The organism is Ruegeria pomeroyi DSS-3, from assembly GCF_000011965.2.
GTDB classification, from domain to species: Bacteria; Pseudomonadota; Alphaproteobacteria; order Rhodobacterales; family Rhodobacteraceae; genus Ruegeria_B; species Ruegeria_B pomeroyi.
Window position 1 is genome coordinate 1,588,474 of sequence record NC_003911.12, and the last position, 20,308, is coordinate 1,608,781.

Annotated in this window: 16 protein-coding genes; 7 read left to right on the plus strand and 9 right to left on the minus strand. The window is 67.3% G+C overall.

The features are described from left to right. Positions 1-4: 4 nt before the first annotated feature. Together SPO_RS07700 and SPO_RS07705 are read right to left on the minus strand one after the other, a co-directional pair. A complete protein-coding gene (locus tag SPO_RS07700; protein WP_011047250.1) occupies positions 5-961 on the minus strand; it encodes a YVTN family beta-propeller repeat protein in 957 nt (318 codons plus the stop codon). Positions 962-966: 5 nt separating this feature from the next. Further along, positions 967-2,148 (minus strand): ABC transporter substrate-binding protein, encoded by a 1,182-nt coding sequence (locus SPO_RS07705; RefSeq protein ID WP_011047251.1) that lies wholly within the window; start codon positions 2,146-2,148, stop codon positions 967-969. 156 nt (positions 2,149-2,304) lie between these two features. Here SPO_RS07705 and pedF point away from each other — a divergent pair, with 156 nt between their 5' ends. From pedF to SPO_RS07735, 6 genes are all read left to right on the plus strand, one after another. After that, the gene (gene pedF, locus SPO_RS07710; RefSeq protein ID WP_011047252.1) at positions 2,305-2,979 is read left to right on the plus strand and encodes a cytochrome c-550 PedF; all 675 of its coding nucleotides are present in this window, start codon (positions 2,305-2,307) and stop codon (positions 2,977-2,979) included. A gap of 2 nt (positions 2,980-2,981) precedes the next feature. After that, the gene (locus SPO_RS07715; RefSeq protein WP_044028103.1) at positions 2,982-3,890 is read left to right on the plus strand and encodes a substrate-binding periplasmic protein; all 909 of its coding nucleotides are present in this window, start codon (positions 2,982-2,984) and stop codon (positions 3,888-3,890) included. Between the two features lie 116 nt (positions 3,891-4,006). Then, positions 4,007-4,531 carry a CoxG family protein gene (locus tag SPO_RS07720; RefSeq protein ID WP_011047254.1) on the plus strand — a complete coding sequence of 175 codons (525 nt, stop codon included), beginning with the start codon at positions 4,007-4,009 and terminating at the stop codon, positions 4,529-4,531. A gap of 51 nt (positions 4,532-4,582) precedes the next feature. Beyond that, complete coding sequence (locus SPO_RS07725; RefSeq protein ID WP_193385782.1) at positions 4,583-5,053, plus strand: (2Fe-2S)-binding protein; 471 nt, start codon at positions 4,583-4,585, stop codon at positions 5,051-5,053. Positions 5,054-5,149: 96 nt separating this feature from the next. Continuing rightward, entirely contained in the window at positions 5,150-7,516 is a 2,367-nt protein-coding gene (locus SPO_RS07730; RefSeq protein WP_011047256.1) for a xanthine dehydrogenase family protein molybdopterin-binding subunit, read from the plus strand. A gap of 99 nt (positions 7,517-7,615) precedes the next feature. After that, positions 7,616-8,398, plus strand: coding sequence for an FAD binding domain-containing protein (locus tag SPO_RS07735; RefSeq protein ID WP_011047257.1), 783 nt, complete (start codon positions 7,616-7,618; stop codon positions 8,396-8,398). Positions 8,399-8,488: 90 nt separating this feature from the next. Here the strand turns inward: SPO_RS07735 and SPO_RS07740 are convergent, their stop codons facing one another. Then, positions 8,489-10,558, minus strand: coding sequence for a 4Fe-4S binding protein (locus SPO_RS07740; protein ID WP_011047258.1), 2,070 nt, complete (start codon positions 10,556-10,558; stop codon positions 8,489-8,491). 181 nt (positions 10,559-10,739) lie between these two features. Between SPO_RS07740 and SPO_RS07745 the strand changes: the two genes are divergently transcribed. Beyond that, positions 10,740-11,327 carry a PQQ-dependent catabolism-associated CXXCW motif protein gene (locus SPO_RS07745; protein ID WP_011047259.1) on the plus strand — a complete coding sequence of 196 codons (588 nt, stop codon included), beginning with the start codon at positions 10,740-10,742 and terminating at the stop codon, positions 11,325-11,327. A 7-nt stretch (positions 11,328-11,334) separates the two neighbouring features. Here SPO_RS07745 and SPO_RS07750 read toward each other — a convergent pair whose 3' ends face one another. The 6 genes from SPO_RS07750 to SPO_RS07775 all read right to left on the minus strand — a co-directional run bounded on the left by SPO_RS07750 (position 11,335) and on the right by SPO_RS07775 (position 20,308). After that, complete coding sequence (locus SPO_RS07750) at positions 11,335-12,291, minus strand: quinoprotein relay system zinc metallohydrolase 1 (RefSeq protein ID WP_011047260.1); 957 nt, start codon at positions 12,289-12,291, stop codon at positions 11,335-11,337. Beyond that, a complete protein-coding gene (locus SPO_RS07755; RefSeq protein ID WP_011047261.1) occupies positions 12,291-13,073 on the minus strand; it encodes a quinoprotein dehydrogenase-associated SoxYZ-like carrier in 783 nt (260 codons plus the stop codon). The genes SPO_RS07750 and SPO_RS07755 overlap by 1 nt, the downstream gene beginning before the upstream one ends. A gap of 75 nt (positions 13,074-13,148) precedes the next feature. Then, the gene (locus SPO_RS07760; RefSeq protein ID WP_011047262.1) at positions 13,149-16,355 is read right to left on the minus strand and encodes an efflux RND transporter permease subunit; all 3,207 of its coding nucleotides are present in this window, start codon (positions 16,353-16,355) and stop codon (positions 13,149-13,151) included. Then, a complete protein-coding gene (locus SPO_RS07765) occupies positions 16,348-17,328 on the minus strand; it encodes an efflux RND transporter periplasmic adaptor subunit (protein WP_011047263.1) in 981 nt (326 codons plus the stop codon). Before SPO_RS07765 ends, SPO_RS07760 begins: the two co-directional genes overlap by 8 nt. Positions 17,329-17,474: 146 nt before the next feature. After that, a complete protein-coding gene (locus SPO_RS07770; RefSeq protein ID WP_011047264.1) occupies positions 17,475-18,071 on the minus strand; it encodes a polyphosphate polymerase domain-containing protein in 597 nt (198 codons plus the stop codon). Continuing rightward, complete coding sequence (locus SPO_RS07775) at positions 18,068-20,308, minus strand: hypothetical protein (protein ID WP_011047265.1); 2,241 nt, start codon at positions 20,306-20,308, stop codon at positions 18,068-18,070. Before SPO_RS07775 ends, SPO_RS07770 begins: the two co-directional genes overlap by 4 nt.

Below are 20,308 nucleotides of genomic sequence, written 5' to 3' on the forward strand. Positions count from 1 at the left end.
CCTCTCACGGGCGCAGGGCGGCGCCCCATGGGAAGCGCCCGACCTTGATGGATTTGATCGCCTCGCGCCGGGCCACGTCGATCACCGTGACATCGCCCGAAACGCCGTTGGTGGTGAACAATAGCGACTTGTCGCTGTTGAACGCCATATGCCAGACCCGGCGGCCCACCAGGATGTAATCGACCACCTCATAGGTGGCGGTGTCCACGACCGCCACGTGGTTCGAGGGGCCAAGCGCGACAAAGGCGGTTTTCTCGTCCGCCGTCAGCTCGAACCCGACCGGCTGCACCCGGTCGGGATGCACGCCCTTGACCTCGAAGGCGATCTTGGCCTTTTCGGCCTGGGTGGCAACATCGAACACGGTCACCGTGCCGCCGATCTCGGAACTGACCCACAGCTCGGCCCCGCCGTGCACGAATTCGGCGTGGCGCGGGCGGGCATCGACCAGCGTATTGGCAAACAGCTGGCGCGTCTCGGTGTCGATCCAATGCGCCATGTTGGTGGTCTCGGACGTGGTGATGGCGATGCGGCCATCGGGGCTGACGGCCATGCCCTCGGGTTCGATGCCCACGTCGATCTGGGCGATCACCCGGCGGGTTTCGGTATCGACCACGGTGGTGATCGCGTCATCCTCGTTGGCGATGTAAAGGTGGCGGTCGTTGGGATGCAGCACGAATTGCTCGGGGTCTTCGCCCGAGGGCAGGTCATGCAGGATCTCTCCGGTCTCGGGGTCCATCACCTGCACCGTGTCGCTGTCCGAGGCACAGATATAGACCCGGCTGAAATCGTGGGAAAAGGTGATGCCGCGCGGCCGTTCGCCGGTGGCGATGGTGCGCACCACCTCGAGCGTGGCGACGTCGATCACGCTGATCGTGTCGTCCTTTTCATTGGTGACCCAGATTTCCTCGGCCCCCAGCGGCGCGGCGAGGGTCAGGGCCAAAAGGGCAAGGGCAGTCCGCATGGGGTTCACTCCTGAAACGCGGTGCAACGGGATTCGGGCGCATCGAGGCCCAGCGTGTCGAGCTCGCTGCGCTGGTGCAGGAAGCCCTCGACCGGGGCCTGCATCACCACCGCGCGTTCGGTAACCACCGGGATCGGCTGGCGCAGCTGGCCGTTCCAGGGGCGAAAGCTCATCGGGCGGCCCTTGAACCCGGCCAGTTCGAAGGCGTCCGACAGGATATAGGCGCGCAGGGTGGCGGGGTCGGTGCTGTTGGTGCGGGTGACCGCCTCGCCCAGCACACGCAGCGCCGCCCAGGCGGCATAGTCACGCGGGCGCATGTCGCGCCCGGCAAGGTCCCAAAACCGCGATTGCAGCTGCGCCGCGCCCCATTGTTCCACCACCCGCGACCAGGCCACGGGCACCAGCCCCTCGGACCCGGCCACCGGGCGTGGGGTCCAGGTGTTATAGGCGATGTAGCGCCCGAAATCGCCGATCTCGTCGGCAATGAGCAGCATGTCATGTTCGGCGAAATCCTGGGTGAACAGCGGCACTTCCTGGCTGGCATTGCGGCGCATGTCGGCGTCAAAGGGCCAGGGTTTGTCGGCCACCATCTTCAGGCCGAACTTGGCCGCCGAGCGCCTGAGCGCCTCGGCAAATGCCAGATCGGGGGCGCCATGGCCGGTGATCATCGCCAGCCGCGAGAACCGCTTGCGCTGCAGGACCTGCATCAGCGCATCCGCCCGCATCGCCAGCGAGGGCGCCGTGTGCAGCAGGTTGGCACGGCAGGCCGCGTCGCGCAGCGCGCTCTCTTCGGCACCGGCATTGAACAACAGCGCGCCCTCGGCCTCGGCCAGGTCGGCGATGCGCAGCACAGCCTCGGCGGGGGCGTCGATGACCAGCATCCGCGCCTCGGCCAGCGCCGCGCGCGCGGCCGCCTCGAGATCGCCGCCGATCGGTACCTCATACGTGTCGAGCGTATAGGTCTGGCCCAGAAACCGCCCGCTGGTCCGGTTGTCTTCCAGCCCCAGTTGGGCACCGTCAAGGCCCAGCCCGGCGGGCTCGGGGTCGAGATTGGACAGGACCGGCGGGCGCTCGACCTCCTGTCGCAGATAGGCCACGCGCAGCTGCACCTCGCCCAGGGCGGGCAGGGCGGCCATTGCCATCGCCAGCGCGGCGATGATCGGTCTCAGCAGGCTGTGCACGCGCATTCTCTCTCCCTTGTCGGCCAAGGCTAAGGCGCCCGCGCGGGGCGGTTCTATTCGACCAAAGTCCACATTCCCCGGCAGATCAAACCAAGGTCGAATACCGGGGACGGGTTCGAGGCGCTATCACCGGCCCCGAACGAGGAGACTGGAGGACCGCAGATGATCAACGCTGCAAAAGCGGGCGCATTGAGCCTGTGCCTGAGCGCGGGGATGGCGCTGGCGCATGGCGATGTTGCGCCACAACCCGTCAATACCGATGCCCTGCCCGAAGTGGGCGAGGACTGGCTGATCGAGAACCCCTATCGCGCCGAGACCGCGGGGGAAGAGGTCTGGGCCGCCGCCATCCGGATCGGCGATTCCGGCTATAACCAGAACTGCGCGCGCTGCCATGGGCTGGGCGTGGTGTCGGGCGGTCTGGCGCCGGACCTGCGCTATCTCGAGGCTGCCGAATATGGCGATGAGTGGTATGTCGAGCGGTTCCGCCATGGCTATACCCAGAACGGGATCACCAAGATGCCCGGCTTTGGCGATCTGCTGGGGCAGAAGGCCGCCTGGGCCATTCGTACTTATATCGAGACCCGGCCCGACGACGGGGCGCTCGACGCCCATACGCCGCGGCTGAAGGAGATTCGCGACCAGCTGGCGGCAGGCGAGGGCGATGCGGCTGCGTTGGCCGCCGAGTTGAGCGAGATCGCCGCCGAGGTCGAGACCGCCTCGGGCGCGCCGGTGGCCGACAGTGCCGCCTCGCGCGCGGCGAGCCTGATCTCGGGCGCGGCGCCCAATTTTGTCGCCGCCGCCGAGGCGCTGACCATCGGCCTGTCGGCGGCGCATTGAGCATGGCGCGGGCGGGGACGCTTGGCGCTGCGCTGGCGGTGCTGCTGCTTGGGGCCGGCCTGCCGGCCTGGGCACAGACCCGCTGCGGCGATCACGTGCCCCAGGCCCGCCCGCAGAATGCCGGGCGCGACATCGTCGGCGCCGATCTGGACGCCATACAGGAACGCGGCTGGATCGCGTTCGCCGCCTACGAGGATTTTGCGCCCTGGAGCTGGGAAGAGAACGGTTCCGTGCGCGGCGTCGATATCGAGCTGGGCCGGCTGATTGCCGAGGAACTGGGGGTGGAGGCCCGGTTCACCCTGGTGGCGGCGGGCGAGAACCTGGAGGCCGATCTGCGCAACTGGGTCTGGAAGGGACCCATCGTGGGCGGACGGGTCGCCAACGTGATGCTGCATGTGCCCTATGACAGCAACTTTGCCTGCCGGGTCGAACAGGTGGTGTTCACCGGGCAATATCATGTCGAGCGGATGGGCATCGCCTTTGGCCGGGCCGAGTATCCCGAAGACAAGCCGGTACCGGCCTATTTCCGCTTCGACACGGTCGGCGTCGAGAATGACTCGATCGCCGATTTCTATCTGACTGCCTTTCCCGGCGGCCAGCTGCGCGCCAATATCCGCCGCTATCCTCACATGGGTGCGGCGATGGCGGGGCTGGCGACGGGCGAGGTCAAGACCGTGATGGGGCCGCTGGCGCAGCTGGAACACGGGCTGACGCCCGAGCTGGACGTGCACAGCCCGCCCTTGCCGGGCTTTGCCACCGGCAGCTGGACGGTGGGGGTGGCGGTGCATTTCGCCTATCGCCCTCTGGCCTACGCGGTTGATGACGCTATCGTTGCAGGGATCGGCGATGGCCGGATCGGAGAGATTTTTGGCGCATACGGGCTGACATTTTCACCGCCCGAACTGCGCTGAGCGGGCGCTCGATCCGCCCTGCGGGCGTCCTCGCGCGGGGGCGTCTACACCCAAGGTCGAATGGAACAACCCGACCGCGCCGCGTAGCGTGGTCGCAACGGACGGAGACGAACGACATGGAACTGAGCGATTCAAAGGTGATCGCGGCGGACCGGGCCACGGTCTGGGCGGCGCTGCTCTCGCCAGAGGTGTTGAAAGAATGCGTGCCCGGCTGCCAGGAGATGAGCGGCAGTCCCGACGAGGGTTTCGAGGCCACCGTCGTCCAGAAGGTCGGGCCGGTGAAGGCCACGTTCAAGGGCGGCGTGACGCTGTCGGAGATGGTGGCGCCCGAAAGCCTGACCCTGAGCGGCGAAGGCAAGGGCGGGGCCGCGGGCTTTGCCAAGGGCGCGGCCCGGGTGCGGCTGGAGGAGGGCGCGGATGGCACCACCATCCTGTCCTACGAGGTCGAGGCCAAGGTTGGCGGCAAACTGGCGCAGCTGGGCAGCCGCATCATCGACGGGTTCGCCCGCAAGATGGCCGACCAGTTCTTTACCCGCTTTCAGGAAGTGCTCGAGGGGCCGGGTGAGGCGGAGAGCCCAGAGGCCGAAGCCTCTGGCGATGCAAAAAAGAAAGGCTGGTTCAAACGGGTTATTTCCGGTTGAATTGCCTGAAAGAGAGACAGACAAGGGAGGAATGTCGTGCCTGAGATAAACATGGTTGTGAATGGCCGGAGCGTGCGAGGTGAGGTTGAGCCCCGTGACTTGCTGGTCGATTTTCTGCGCGAAGGCCTGTCGCTGACAGGGACGCATGTGGGCTGCGACACGGGCCAGTGCGGCGCCTGTGTGGTGCATGTGGACGGCGTGGCGGTGAAGTCCTGCAACATGCTGGCTGTCGAAGCGGCGGGCAGCGAGGTGTCCACGATCGAGGGGCAGGCTGCACCCGACGGGACGCTGAACGCGCTGCAGCAGGCGTTTCAGGATCATCACGGATTGCAATGCGGGTTCTGCACGCCGGGCATGGTGATGTCGGCGGCGGCGCTTCTGAAGGACAACCCGACGCCCAGCGAGGCCGAGGTGCGCGCGCATCTGGAGGGCAACCTGTGCCGGTGCACCGGCTATCACAACATCGTGCGTGCGATCATGGCGGCATCCGGTCAGGATGTGAGCGGGATCGCGGCGGAATAGGACCAGGGACCGCTTATCGGCCCTGAACGGGCCTCTTCGCGAGGACGCCCGCAGGGCGGATCGAGCGGCATTTCCACACGAGGGAGGAGATCAGACATGCCCAAGGACAGTGGCATCGGAGCCAGCAGCAAGCGACGCGAGGACGTCCGTTTCCTGACCGGCGCCGGCAATTACACCGACGATATCAATCTTCACGGCCAGGCCTATGTGCATTTCCTGCGCTCGGACATGGCGCATGGGCGGATCGTGTCGCTGGACACGGCCGCTGCGGCGGCGATGCCCGGGGTTGTGCGCATCTTTACCGGCGCCGATTTCGAGGGCGTGGGCGGTCTGCCCTGCGGCTGGCAGGTGACCGACAAGCATGGCGAGCCGATGCAGGAGCCGGGCCATCCGGTCCTGGCCCAGGGCAAGGTGCGCCATGTGGGCGACCCGATCGCGGCGGTTGTGGCCGAGACCCCCGATCAGGCGCGTGACGCGGCCGAGGCGATCGGGGTCGAGATCGAGGAACTGCCGGCGGTGATCGACATGAAGGCCGCTTTGGCCGAGGGCGCGGCCAAGGTGCATGACGACCTCAGTTCGAACCTTTGCTATGACTGGGGCTTCGTCGAAGAGAACAAGGGCGCGGTGGACGCGGCCTTTGCCGAGGCGGCGCATGTCACCACGCTGGAGCTGGTGAACAACCGGCTGGTGGCCAACCCGATGGAACCGCGGGTGGCGATCGGCGATTATGCCCGGGCAACGGGGGACTCGACACTTTACACCACCAGCCAGAACCCGCATGTGATCCGCCTGTTGATGGGGGCCTTCGTTCTGGGCATCCCCGAGCACAAGCTGCGGGTGGTGGCACCCGATGTGGGGGGCGGCTTCGGCTCGAAGATCTTCCACTATGCCGAGGAGGCCTTCTGCACCTTTGCGGCCAAGGCGCTGGCGCGGCCGGTCAAATGGACCTCGTCGCGGTCGGAGGCGTTCATGTCGGATGCACATGGGCGTGACCATGTGACCAGGATCGAGCTGGCGCTGGACGCGCAGAACAACTTCACCGCGCTCCGGACCGAGACGCTGGCCAATATGGGCGCCTATCTGTCGACCTTTGCGCCAAGCGTGCCGACCTGGCTGCACGGCACGCTGATGGCAGGCAATTACAAGACGCCGCTGATCTATGTGAACGTCAAGGCGGTGTTCACCAACACGGTGCCGGTGGATGCCTATCGCGGCGCTGGCCGGCCCGAGGCGACCTATCAGCTGGAGCGCGTGATCGACAAGGCGGCGCGCGAGCTGGGGGTCGACCCGATCGCGCTGAGGCGGCAGAACTTCGTGACCGAGTTCCCCTATCAGACGCCGGTTGCGGTGGTCTATGACACCGGCGACTACAACGCCACGATGGACAAGCTGGAAGAGATTGCCGATCTGTCGGGCTTTGCGGCGCGGCGGGCGGAATCCGAGGCACGCGGCAAGCTGCGGGGCCTGGGCATCAACTGCTATATCGAGGCCTGCGGCATCGCGCCCAGCAACCTTGTGGGGCAGCTGGGCGCGCGCGCCGGTCTTTACGACGCGGCGACGGTGCGGGTGAACGCCACCGGCTCGATCTCGGTGATGGTGGGGGCGCATAGCCACGGCCAGGGCCACGAGACAGCGTTTCCGCAGGTGGTGGCCGAGATGCTGGGCATCGACGAGAGCATGATCGAGATCGTGCATGGCGATTCCAGCAAGATCCCGTTCGGCATGGGCACCTATGGTTCGCGCAGCCTTGCGGTCTGCGGCTCGGCCATGGTGCGGGCGACCGAAAAGATCATCAACAAAGCCAAAAAGATCGCGGCGCATCTGATGGAGGCCAGCGAGGCCGATATCGAGCTGAAGGACGGCCAGTTCAGCGTTGCGGGCACGGACAAGTCCGTGGCCTGGGGCGACGTGACGCTGGCGGCTTATGTGCCGCACAACTACCCGCTGGAGGATATCGAGCCGGGGCTGGAGGAGACGGCGTTCTACGACCCGTCGAACTTCACCTATCCGGCCGGGGCCTATGCCTGCGAGGTGGAGGTGGACCCCGACACCGGCAAGGTGACGGTGGAGCGGTTCAGCGCGGCCGATGATTTCGGCAATATCGTCAACCCGATGATCGTGTCGGGACAGGTGCATGGGGGTCTCGGCCAGGGCATCGGCCAGGCGCTGCTGGAGAACTGCGCCTATGATCCCGAGACCGGGCAGCTGCTCAGCGCATCCTACATGGATTACGCGATGCCGCGCGCCGACGATGTGCCGTTCTATGCGGTGGATCATTCCTGCGCCACGCCCTGCACCCACAACCCGCTGGGGGTGAAGGGCTGTGGCGAGGCCGGGGCCATCGGCAGCCCGCCGGCAGTGGTCAATGCGGTGATCGACGCGCTGCAATCGGGCGGCAAGACCGTCACCCATATCGACATGCCGATGAGCCCCTCGCGGGTCTGGTCGGCGATGCAGGGCTGAGACGAGAGGGCGCGCGCGCGGGGCTGACCCCGCGCGCGCCCCGGGACATTTTCAGCAAGGGGAAAGGGCAGGACCCGGCCCTCTTGGAGGAGGAACGAGATGTATAATTTCGAGTTTGAGCGGCCCGGCAGCGTGGCCGAGGCGGTGGCGGCGCTGAAGACCGAGGAGGCGCAGGCGCTGGGGGGCGGGCAGACCCTGATCCCGACGTTGAAACAGCGGCTGGCGGCGCCGGCGAAGCTGGTGTCGCTGGGCGGCATCGCCGAGATGAAGGGCGTGTGCAGGAACGACGATGGCTCGCTGTCGATCGGCGGCGGCACCACCCATGCCGAGGTGGCGCGCGCGGCGGCGGCGCATTATCCGGCGCTGGCGGCGCTGGCGGGGGGCATCGGCGATCCGGCGGTGCGCAACCGCGGCACCATCGGCGGCAGCCTGGCCAATAACGACCCCTCGGCCTGCTACCCGGCGGCGGCGCTGGGATCGGGCGCGACCATCGTGACCGACCGGCGCGAGATCGCGGCGGACGACTATTTCCAGGGCCTCTTCACCACCGCGCTGGAAGAGGGCGAGATCATCACCAGCGTGCGCTTCCCGGTGCCCGAGAAGGCGAATTACCAGAAATTCGTCCAGCCCGCCTCGCGCTTCGCGCTGGTGGGCGTGTTCGCGGCGCAGACGGCCGACGGCACGCGGGTGGCAGTGACCGGCGCGTCTGAGGACGGGGTGTTCCGCTGGAGCGCCGCCGAGGCGGCGCTGGCCAGCGGTGCCTCGATTGATGGTATGGCGCCCGAGGCCGATGGCATGATCGCCGACCTGCACGGCACCAAACCCTATCGCGCCCACCTGACCGGCGTCCTCACCCGCCGCGCCCTCCAGGCCATGGCCTGACATCAACACCCGCGCGCGCCAAGGCGCGCGCACCCCCAAAAACAACGCAACACTACAGAGTTTGCAAAAGCAAACTCTGTAAACAAAATCTCACCAGAGATTTTGCGCCCGCGCCTCGGAGCGCCGGCGTGCCAGGATCAGCGGCACGCATTGGGTTGGCGAGTCGTGGATCGTTACGCAGTCAAGGCATTGGAAACATTCATCATACGCAATTTCTCCATCGGGCCGGATGGCACGGTAATTGCAGCGTACCCGGCAGAGCTGGCAGGGGCTGCCGCATTCGGGGCGACGCGGAATCCAGCGGCGCAGGCGCAACAGCCCGCCAATCGCCATCAGCGCACCCAGCGGGCAGACATAGCGGCAGAACCCCTTGAAGGTCACCATTGAGAGGGCGATCCAGGCAGCGGCATAGAGGGCGAAATACCATTCGCGCAGGAAGAAGGTGGTGATCGCTGTCTTGAACGGCTCCACCTCGGCCGCGGTTTCCAGCTCGGCCGGCGCGAGCAGCACGATGGCCACCAGAGTGGCCAGCACCGCGTATTTCAGCCATTTCAACTGCCGGTCCCAGGCGTCGGGCAGGGGCAGGCGCGGCAGGTGCAGCCAGCGGCCCAGGTGATGGGCGAATTCCTGCATCGCGCCATAGGGACAGAGCCAGCCACAGAACAATCCGCGCCCCCACAGCAGGAAGCCCAGCACCGCTGCGCCCCAAAGCAGCAGCGAGACCGGATCATAGAGCAGAAAGGCCAGGCTGCCGCCATCCAGGGCACCGCGCAGCACCGCCAGCGGCGTCACCACCGACAGCTGACCCTGTGCCCACCAGCCGACAAACCCCAGGGTGACCGCCAGCACGCCCAGTCGCAGCGGCACAAAGGTACGCAAACCCGCCAAACGGCTTTGCCCGAGCAGCAGCGCCGGAATCAGCCCCCCCAGAAACACCACGAGCAGGCCAAGATCGCCGGCGCGTCCGCGCAGCGCCTCCTGCCAGGGCGGCAGGGCGCTGGGACCGGTTTCGGACAGAAAGAACCGCTCGGGCGTGGCATGGGTGAAACCGAAGCTGCGGGAGCCGATCACCGGCTGGAAACTGCCATGGGCGCGCTGGATTTGCAGGGTCAGCTCCCACTCCGAGGTCGGATCGAAACCCAGCCGGCGATCGGCCCGCAGGATCATCGCGCGGCCTTCGGGCAGGCCGGGGGCCAGTTCGACGAACAGGTCGGCATCTCGCAGCGCCACCGGCAGGCCACCCTGTTGCGCCGAGATCAGATCGGGGGCGGTGTTGCGCACGAAATCCTCGCCCACCAGCCCATGGCGCGCGCTTTCGATCAGCAACAGCGGCTCGTCATGGGGCGACAGCGCCTGAAACTGCTGCAACTCTTCCAATGCCTGCGCCGACAGCACCGCGCGCGCGATCGCGGGCGGACCCAGATCGAGGATCCAGAGATCGACATGGGCGGCCTCGGGATCGGCCAGCGCCTCGGGATCATCGCCCGCCCAGAGCGTGCCGTCGAACCCGGCCTGCACCCGGGCGTTGCTGACCAGGTGATGGCTGGCGATGCCTTGGGCCACCAGCGCGGCCCAGTCGAGCGGCTCGTCATGGTCCAGGTCGGGCGCGCGCGGCGGCGCGGTGGCGACGCCCTGCATGCGCTCGCGCGCCACGGCCAGGCTGGCGGCCAGCACGGTTTCATGGGCGATGCGGATCGAGGCCGTGGCCTTGGTCACCCCGTCCAGATAGGTCAGCGCCGAGGCGCCACCGCCACTGTTGCCATACGGTGTCCCCACCACCATGGGCGAAGCGATGTTGAGGCCGCGATACTGCTCCAGGAACTTCTCGAACGGCGCCACGCCCAGGCCCGAGACAAAGATCGGCTCGTTCTGCTCGATCAGGCGTACCTCGATGAAACTGCCCGTCGCATCGAGCATCACCAGGAGGTTGACCGGAGCGCCGGAAAAACCGGGCAGGGGCGCCAGCGGCTCGGTCTCGAACACATAGCCCGCGGGTTTGCCATAGACGTCGATCAGCGCGTACACCCCGGTCTCGTCGACCTCTTCGCCCAGCAGCAGCGGCGGTTTGACATAGCTGGCGATCTGGTCCGGGGTCAGCGGATCAGCCCCGGCAGCCAGGGTCGTCAGCATCAGGCAGAAGGAAAGGAAAAGCGCGCGCATGGCGCCAAGGCTAGGCCGGGTTTTGGGGCCAAGACATTGGACCAAGGTCTTAGGGGTAGGGCTCTGGCACGCGGTCCCGACAAATGGTGCGCAGCGGGGGCGGTCCGAAAATTTGAGCAAAATGCTTGACAGCGCGTGCCAACCCGGTCCCAATCGCCCGCGGGGGCAATGGAGATCGTGCATGCGGATCGCGGCTGCACTGCTGGCAATTGCCCTGACCGGGCTATCTGGGGCGGTTTGGGCCGAGACCTCTGCTGCCATCGTTGCGCGCAAGCCCGATTTGTTCCATCCCGAAACCGGCCTCAGGATCGACCGTCAGCGGGCGCCGGTGCCCGAGGATATTCCACCGCCCGCCCGCAAGATTTCGGCCCTTTGGGCGCGCAAGCTGATCGCCCGCGGGGCACTGGCGCTGGATGTCTATGGCGCGGCGCAGTCGCGTTATGACGAGCTGGACGGGACCTGGCTGGTGCCCGAGCCGCGCCAGAGCCTGCCGGGCGCGGTCTGGCTGCCCGAGGTCGGGCGCGGCGTCCTGGATGCCGCCTTGCAGGTCTATCTGGAGCGCGAGCTGGAGCGGCTGACCGGCGGCAGCAAGGCGCGCGCCATCGTGGTGTTCTGCGTGGCCGATTGCTGGATGAGCTGGAACGCGGCGCAGCGGATCGCCGGGATGGGATACCTTCAGGTCTATTGGTTTCCGCTGGGCACCGATGGCTGGCGCGAACTGGGCTGGCCGCTGGAACCGGTTGAACCAGTGCCGGTCCCGGTGGACTGAGCGGGCGCTAGTTCGCCCGCGGCAGCACCGCGCGTTCCACCCCGGGGAACAGATGCGCGACCGAGCGGTGAAACTCCTGCGGTTGCGCACCCATCGCGGCAAACTCCTGTGGCAGCGGCAGATCCATCACCTCGACCATGTCCAGACCGGTGCGCGCGGCATCGTGCAATGTCGCCTCCAGCCAGGACAGATAGGCGCGGGTCTGGCGCAGCGACGCGCCGGTGCGGTCGAACGGGCCATGGCCGGGCAGCACGGCGGGGGCGCCCAACCCCTCGAGCGTGGTGAGCGCCTGTTGCCAGCCTGCCAGATCCGCATGCGGCGTGGTGGGCGCGCGGTCCAGAAAGGCGAGATCGCCGGTGATCAGCAGCCCGGTTTCAACGTCGACCAGCGCCAGATCGGCCTCGGTATGTCCGCTGAGCGGCAGCGTGGCAAACCGGCGACCGTCTATGGTCACTTCGCCCCCGTCCAGCGCGGTATTGGGCGGCACCGGCTCGGTGCCGCGCATCCAGTCACCCAGCAGCCGGTACATGTTGTCGGCGAAGGCGTCGCCGTCGCGGCGGGCGGCTGCAAGCGTGTCGCCCAAGGCAAGGATGGGGCGGTCGGCAAAGACCTGGTTGCCAAAGAAATGATCCGGGTGGTGGTGCGTGTTGACCACCGCCGACACGCCACGCAGGTCCAGCGCGCGCAGGGTTGCCGCCAGTGCCTCGCCATAGCGGCGCGAGGGGCCGCTGTCGATCAGTATCAGCCCCGATTGCCCCTGCAGCACCGCGCAATTGACGATGGCGCCGCCATTGACCTTGTCGAAATAGTCGGTGACGCCCTCGATCATCCAGACACCGGGCAGCACCGGGATTGGCGCCAGATCATAGCGCAGCTTTGCCTGGGCAAAGACCGGGGCGGCGGGCAGGGCGGTTAGACCCAGCCCGGCGGCGGCACCGGCCAGCAGGGCACGGCGGCTGGGCATCAGTTGACTTCCTCGCCCGTCAGGGTGCCCGCGATCTGGTTGCCGTTGTTGTCCCGCCCGCTCACATGCAGCAGCGGCGGCATCCGCGCGGGGTCGAAATAGAGGGTAAAGGCCGGGTCTTCGTTCACCGGCTCGCTCAGCGCCAGCCGGGCCAGTTCCTGCCCGGCGTCGTTGGTAAAGCTGAGGTCGCGGATGATGAAGACCGGGATGCCATCGGCCAGCCCTGTATCCATCGGGTGATCCACGATCAGCCGGGCCCGCCCGGTGGCGGCCCAGAGTCGCCCGTGGATCTCGCCCAACTTCTCCTCCCAGTCGTCCGAGGCATAGGCCTCGGCCGGTGCGGTACAGCCGCCGCCCGCCGCGTCGATCAGGGTGCCGCCCACATGCCAGCTGCCGCTTTTGGTGCGCACCGAGGCGCGCACGGCGGTGGCCTGGTCGATCTTGAAGCGCAGCGCCAGTTTTGCCTGCGCCTCGCCGGGGAAATAGCTCAGGATCTTGGGGATCGGGCCGTAATCGGCGGTGACCACGATCTCCTCGACATCGGGGATGGCGGTGGCGTCGATCAGCAGCGGGACGTGAAACGCATCCTCGGCGGCGGCGGGCGCAAACACGCGCACCCGGTCGTCGAACCGGATATCTGCGGGGTCGCCCAGGATCGCGATCTGGTGATCCTCCCACATGCCCGAGGCAAAGGGATCGTCAAGTGGCACTTGCGGCGTATCTGCGGCCAGCGCCGCACCCGCCAGCAATGTGGCGCACAGGGAAAGCCCGTATCTGAACATCTCTCTCTCCTCCGCGCCGCATTGGGCCAGATGGCGGCGCGAAGGGCAATGGCACTTTGGTTCTATACCGCCCGCTCAGGTCTTGAACACGCGGTAGATGGCCGGGATCACCAGCACCGTCAGCAGGGTCGAGCTGAGCAGCCCGAACAACAGCGACAGCGCCAGCCCCTGAAAGATCGGGTCGGTCAGGATCACCGCCGCCCCGATCATCGCCGCCACCGCTGTCAGCAGGATCGGCTTGAACCGGATCGCCCCGGCCTCGATCAGCGTCTCGATCTTGTCGCGTTCGGGATTGGCGTGGCGGATGAAATCCACCAGCAGGATCGAGTTGCGCACGATGATCCCCGCCAGCGCGATGAAGCCGATCATCGAGGGCGCCGAAAAGGGCGCATTGAACAGCCAATGCCCGATGATGATGCCCAGAAAGGTCAGCGGCACCGGCGTCAGCACCACCAGCGGCAGCCGGAACGAACCGAATTGCGCCACCACCAGGATGTAGATGCCCAATAGCGCCACGCCAAAGGCCGCGCCCATGTCGCGGAAGGTGATCCAGGTGACCTCCCATTCGCCGTCCCACAGCAGGGTGATGACGCTTTCATCCTCGGGCTGGCCGTTCAGGCGGATCTGGGGCTTGCCCCCTTCGGGCCAGTCCATCGCGTCCAGCGCCTCGGCAACCGCCAGCATGCCATAGAGCGGCGCCTCGAAGTCACCGGCCAGTTCGGCCATCACCATCTCGGCGGCGCGCCCGTTGTGGCGGAACACGGGGTAGGAGGCGCGCTCTTCGCGCAGCTCGACCACATCGCCCAGCTCGACCACGCCGCGCGCGCCGGGCAGCACATTGGCCGGAACCGGGGTCGACAGGAACCGCTCGTCCACCACCCGGTCGGCGCTGTCGCGCGCGACCTCGATGGGGATCGGGCGGCGGCCCTCGCCCCGGTGCGAATAGCCCACCGTCTGGCCCGCGTTCAAGATCGCCAGGGTCGAGAAGACGTCCCGCTCCTGCACGCCGAAGAATTCCAGCTGATCGGTCGAGACCGTCGCCCTGAGGCGGCGGGCCTGAGTGCCGAAACTGTCGTCCACATCGACCACGAAAGGCACGCTTTCAAAGGCCTCGCGGATGCGGGTGGCAGCGGCGCGGCGGCTGTCGGCATCGGGGCCATAGACCTCGGCCAGCAGGGTGGCGATGACCGGCGGGCCGGGGGGCGGCTCGACCGTTTTCAGCACCGTGCCCTCTGGCAGGTCGAGCGTGGACAGCCGCTCGCGGATATCCAGCGCGATGTCGTGGCTGGTGCGGGTGCGCGCATCCTTGGGCAACAGGTTGATCTGCACATCGCCCAGCTCGGGCCGGGCGCGCAGATAGTAATGGCGCACCAGCCCGTTGAAGTTGAAAGGTGCCGCATCGCCCGCATGAGTCTGGGCCGAGATCACCTCGGGCAGTTCCAGCACCCGGCGCGCCACCTGTTGCGCCACCGCGTCGGTATCCTCGACCGAGGCGCCCTCGGGCAGGTCGATCACCACCGACAGCTCGGACTTGTTGTCAAACGGCAAGAGCTTGACCGTCACGTCGCGGGTATAAAGCGCGCCCAGCGAGCCAAAGGACAACACCGCCGCCACCAGCAGGAACAGCCCGCTGCCGGATTTGGTGCGCAAGAGCGGGCGCGCCACCGCGCGATAGAGACGCCCCAGCGCGCCGCCGTGCTGGGCGGCTGCGTCATGGGCATGGGCGGGCGCGCGGCCCGCGATCTTGACCATCAGCCAGGGCGTGATGATGACCGCCACGAAAAAGGAAAAGATCATCGCCGCCGAGGCATTGGCGGGGATCGGGCTCATATACGGCCCCATCAGCCCCGAAACGAACAGCATCGGCAACAGCGCCGCCACCACGGTCAGCGTGGCGACGATGGTGGGGTTGCCCACCTCGGCCACTGCGCGGATCGCCTTTTGGGTGCGGCTGGCACTGTCGGGCATGGCCCAGTGGCGGGCGATGTTCTCGATCACCACGATGGCGTCATCGACGAGGATGCCGATGGAAAAGATCAGCGCAAACAGCGACACCCGGTTCAGCGTGTAGCCCATGACCCAGGCCGCAAAGAGGGTCAGCAGGATGGTGACCGGGATCACCACGGCGACCACGATGCTTTCGCGCCAGCCGATCGAGAACAGCACCAGCACAACGATGGACACGGTGGCCAGGCCCAGGTGGAACAGCAGCTCGTTGGCCTTTTCATTGGCGGTTTCACCATAGTCGCGGGTGACGGTAACCTCGACACTGTCGGGGATCAGATCGTGTTCCAGCAGATGCACCCGGTGCAGGATCTCTTCGGCCACCACCACGGCATTGGCCCCGGCGCGCTTGGCCAGCGCCAGCGTCACAGCCGGGCTGCGGCGGAACCCGCCACTGTCGTCGCGGGTGACATTGGCCACGATCCGCTCGGACGTGTCGGGGACAAAGCGCACATCGGCCACGTCGCGCACATAGACGGGCCGGTTGTCGCGGGTGGTCAGCAGCAGGTTGGCGATCTCGGCGGGCGCGTGCAGCGTCTCGCCCGCCACCAGCGCGATCTGTTCACCACCGTCGCGCACCAGCCCGGTGGCCAGTGCCCGGTTGGCGCCCTCGACCTTGGCCGCCAGCTGTTGCAGCGTCACGCCGTAAAGCGCCAGCCGCTCGGGGTCGGGCGCGATGCGGATCGCCTCGGGCGCCTCGCCCACCAGATAGGTCAGGCCCACATCGCCGATCTTGGCCAGCTGCACCTGCAACTCGCGCGCGATGCGGGTCAGGTCGTTGGCCGAGACATCCCCGGCCCCGTCGCGCGGGGACAGGGTCAGCGAGACGATGGCCACATCGTCGATGCCGCGCCCGACGATCAGCGGTTCACCGATGCCCACCGGGATGCGGTCCATGTTGGCGCGCACTTTGTCATGTACGCGCAGGATGGCGGTATCGGCGGGTGTACCGACCAGGAACCGGGCGGTGACCATGGCATAATCGTCGCCGGTCTGCGAATAGACATGGTCCACATCGCCGATCGCCTTGACGATGGTCTCCATCGGTTCGGTGACCAGTTTCACCGCATCCTCGGCCTTGAGCCCCGGCGCTTGGATATGGATATCGACCAGCGGCACCGAGATCTGCGGCTCTTCCTCGCGCGGCAGGCTGATCAGCGCCACCAGCCCCATGGCAAGGGCCGCCAGGATCATCAGCGGCGTCAGGGCCGAGCCGATGAAACCGCGTGTCAGCCCGCCCGCGATCCCCAGGGGCGTGTTCTGTGATCCCTCACTCATGTCCGGCCACCAGCACTTCGCCACCCTTGAGGCCGGACAGGATTTCGACCAGAGGCTCGCCCTCGGCCTCGACCGGGGTTCCGATCACCACCACCCGTTCGCTGGCGCTGCCATCCGGCCTGGCGACACGCACGAAATCAAGCCCCATGCGCGAGGCGACCGCCGCGGGCGGCACCGCCACCACCTCGGCCCGGCCCACCGGCAGGCGCACCAGCACCCGGCGCCCGATGAACTTGGACGACAGGCCCGCAACCTCGACATCGGCGATCACCCGGCCATTTTCGATCTGGGGATAGAGCTTGGCGAGGGTGCCGGTCTCGGCCCCCTCGATCCCAGCGATGGCGATGCTGTCGCCCTCGGCCAGGAAATCCGCATGCCGCTCGGGCACCGCGAGGCGCAGGAAGAAGCCGCCGCCGCCGATCACCGCAATCATCTCGCCCGGCAGCACGACCGAGCCTTCGGTCACCGGCACGTCGATCACCGTGCCCGAGATCGGCGCCAGGATGCGGCCCTCGTCGGTGCGTTGCAGCAGGACGTCACGCTGCGCGCTTGTGGTGCCGATACGGCCCTCGATCACCTGCACACGGGTGCGCAGTGCGTCGACATTCTGTTCGGTGGTCACCCCGCGTTCCAGCAGGTTCTGGCCGCGCGCCAGCTCGGCCTCGGCATTGCTCAGCTCTGACCCAAGCGCGCTGAGTTGCGCGTCGATGGCGCGCAGTTCCAGCTCCAGCTTCTCGTCCACTGTGGTGCCGATCTGCTGGCCCCGGGTGACGGCGCTGCCCTCGGCCACGGTGATTTCCTGCAAGGTGCCACCCAGGCGCGAGCGGGCGGGCAGGCTGTCGCGCGGCTCGACCTTGGCAAAGACGGTCTTCCATTCGGTGACGGTGACGCGGCGGGCGGTGGTTTCGGCCAGCGCCGGCACCGCGCTCAGCGCGGCAAGGCAAAGGAGCAGGGCGGGGAGGATCATTTTCATGAGGCACCTTTCGGTTCGGCCAACCGGTCTGGACGACGGGTTGAGGCCGCTTGTCCCATATATATTCAGAAAATTGATTGTGTTTCAATGGGCGGCCCGGGTTTTTGTGCAGAAAACCCGGTGTCAAAGCGTCGCGTCGGCCTTGGTCACGCCCGGGCGATTACGGCCGAGACCCCGTTACAAAACTTGGAAAACCGCCGCCGGGGCACCGGCAGGATATGGTGCAGCGCATCCAGCGGCGCCTCGGCGGGGGCCTTCAACTCGCACACGGTCCAGGCCTCGCGCCGCGCCGTCTGCCCATCGGGGCGGGCATAGGCGATATCGCGGTCAAAGGTGATGCGCAGCCCATCCAGGCTGTAATAGGCGCGGCGATAGCTGACCGCCACCATCGCCTGCAAAGTGCCGTAATCGCGGTCGAAATGCCCCTGGCGCAACAGCCGCCGCTCGGTTTCGGGGGCGACGGGCAGGGCGGTCTTGAACCGCCCCTCGACCGAGGAGATCTTGGTCTCCAGCACCGCGCCCGCGTCGGCCTGTTCGGGATAGCGGCGCAGGCGCACCTTCTTGCGCGGCAGCACCCCTTCTTCGGAGTCCGAGAACATCTGCAACCCGCTGGTGTCGAAATAGACCGAGCGGATCAGCCGCGCGGGATAAAGCGGCACCATGCCCCGGGCTTGCAGGTCAGCTTGCAGGCGCGCCATGTCGCTGGCGGTCAGAACGATCTTTTCCTCGATGCGAAAGCTCATCCGCTGTCCCCTTGCAGGTCGAGAACCGACTCTGCATCGACCCGGCCCGCCGGGCCGGAGCAGGGCGCGGGATCGAGGCGCAGATAGGCGCCGGGGAATTCCTGTTTCTTGCGGAAGACTTCGTAACAATGCAGCGTCGCGCCGATACGGGCCTGACCCACCGTCACACCCGACCCGTCCTTGGACGAGATGCCAATGGCGCTGGCGCTGGCCTCGAGATCGCCGATGGCGACCTCGCTTGCCTCGCCGACCGATACCGCCTTGTCACCGCAGGCGCTGGCCAGCACCCGGTCGAACCGGTACTGACCGCCGCTCAGGTCAAGGCAGTCATTGCCCGCCCCGGTGATCCGCGCCTCGGCCACGTGCAGATCGGCAAAGTCCATGTCCACCGCATCCGAGACGGCATCCTGAACGTCAAGCAGGGCAATGTCGCCCCGGGCCGAGACGATGTTGACGCTGTCCTCGCAGCCGCCGCCGGTGGCGGTGATCCGCACCTGCGACAGCCGCATCCCATAAAGGGTCAGGCAGCCCGTCAGCCCATAGGGGTTGAACCGCTGCTCGGGCGCGGCGTCGCCCCCGTTCAGCGCCGGGGGCGGCGGCAGGCCGCGAAACGCGATCTCGACCCCCTCAAGCCTGTCGCCCATCAGAAGCGCCCAGTCATCGGGGGCGGTCTGGGTCAGCACCAGCCGCCCGCCCTGCGGGTCGCTGGTGACCTTCAGGCCGGGGCTGTGGCGCAGGGTAAGATCCCAACCGGTCAAGGGCGTGGTCCGATAGACCATGCCACCCGGTGCCTGCGCGCCGAGGGTCATCACCGGTTCAACCCCGTCAATAACGGCGCCCGAGAGCGCCTCGACCAGGGTTTCGCGGTCCAGGCGCTGGGCGGTGCAGCCGCCGCGCGTGCAAAGCTGCGCCGTTGCGATGCCGCTGGCCGGGTCGGGGGCGGCGATGTCGCGGCTGCGGATCTCGGGCAGGTGATCGAACAGGCGCGCGGTGAAACCGGGCCAGGGATCGGCGAGGGCGGGCGGGGCGCCCTCGGCAGGCAAAACCAGCGCGGGCAGATTGGCGGCAACACCGGTCAGAAAGTGCCCGCCCGCCTCGGGCGCACAGCCGCCAGCGCACAGCGCCCGGTAGCGCGCGCCAAAGGCCTCGCCATCCAGCGCCGCCACCGCCGCAGCCAGCCGCGCCATCCGGTCGGCGGTGAAATGGGGCGCATAAAGCGTCCTGTCGCGTGCGCGCAGATAGCGCGGTTTGCTTCGCTTCAGATCGACCTCGCCATCGTAATAGATCGGCTCGATCCCCTGCAAAAAGGCGTTCCAGTAGAATTTGCGGTTATGCGGGCGCAGCCCGTGGCTGGCGCGCATCGCGAACATCAGCGCGGCATAGTCCCACCAGATGCGCGCGGCCTCGGCGCTGGTGGTGTCCGGCAAGGGCAGGCCGGTCAGCGCCTGCGAGGGGTCAAGGGCATTGCTGTTGCCATAGGTGGCATAGGCGGTCTGAAGCCGGGTAAAGGCCTCTACCGTCATCGCCACCGAGGCGGCGCCGCGTTCGACCCATTTGCCGTTGACCACCCGCGCCAGCCCCAGATCCTCGAGCAGATAGCCGCCCCGGTCCGACCACAGCGCCAGCAAGGCCTCGTCGCCCTCCAGCAGCGGCCCCTCGCGGCGGCGGTTGTGCTCCAGAAACTCCTTGGCCACGGTTTCCTGCCACAGCATCCGCACCGGGGTGCCGTTCTGCACCACGTCAACCACCCGGGTGCGCGGCGCCAGAAAACCCAGCCGCGACAACAGCAGGGTGGCCAGCACCTCATTCTCGGCATTGCGGGTCTTTTGCAGGAACAGCTTGAAGCGCACCGCATGGGCGATGTTGCCCTCGTCCAGGCGGATGTTCAGGCTTTGCAGCAGGCGGCCCCGGTCCAGTTCCACGTGATCCTTGAAATCGCCGTTCTGGCGCAGCCGGGCGGCAAAGTCGCAGCGGCCGAAATCGTAGAACACCGAAACGGTTCCGGCAAAGCTGCGCTTGTATTTCGGGGCGATCTGCTCACCCTCCGAGGTGATGATCCGCAGCCCGTTGCGGGCCCATTTGCGGGCCTTGTCGACATTGACCTCGATCCGCCGGATCGAGGCGATATCGGCCAGTTCCGCCCGGTATTGCCCGGTGGCAAAGTCACAGCCCGCCTCGGCCGCAGGCGCCAGCAGCAGCGCGGGGAGCAGGGCCAGGGGACGCAGCCGCCGCCACAT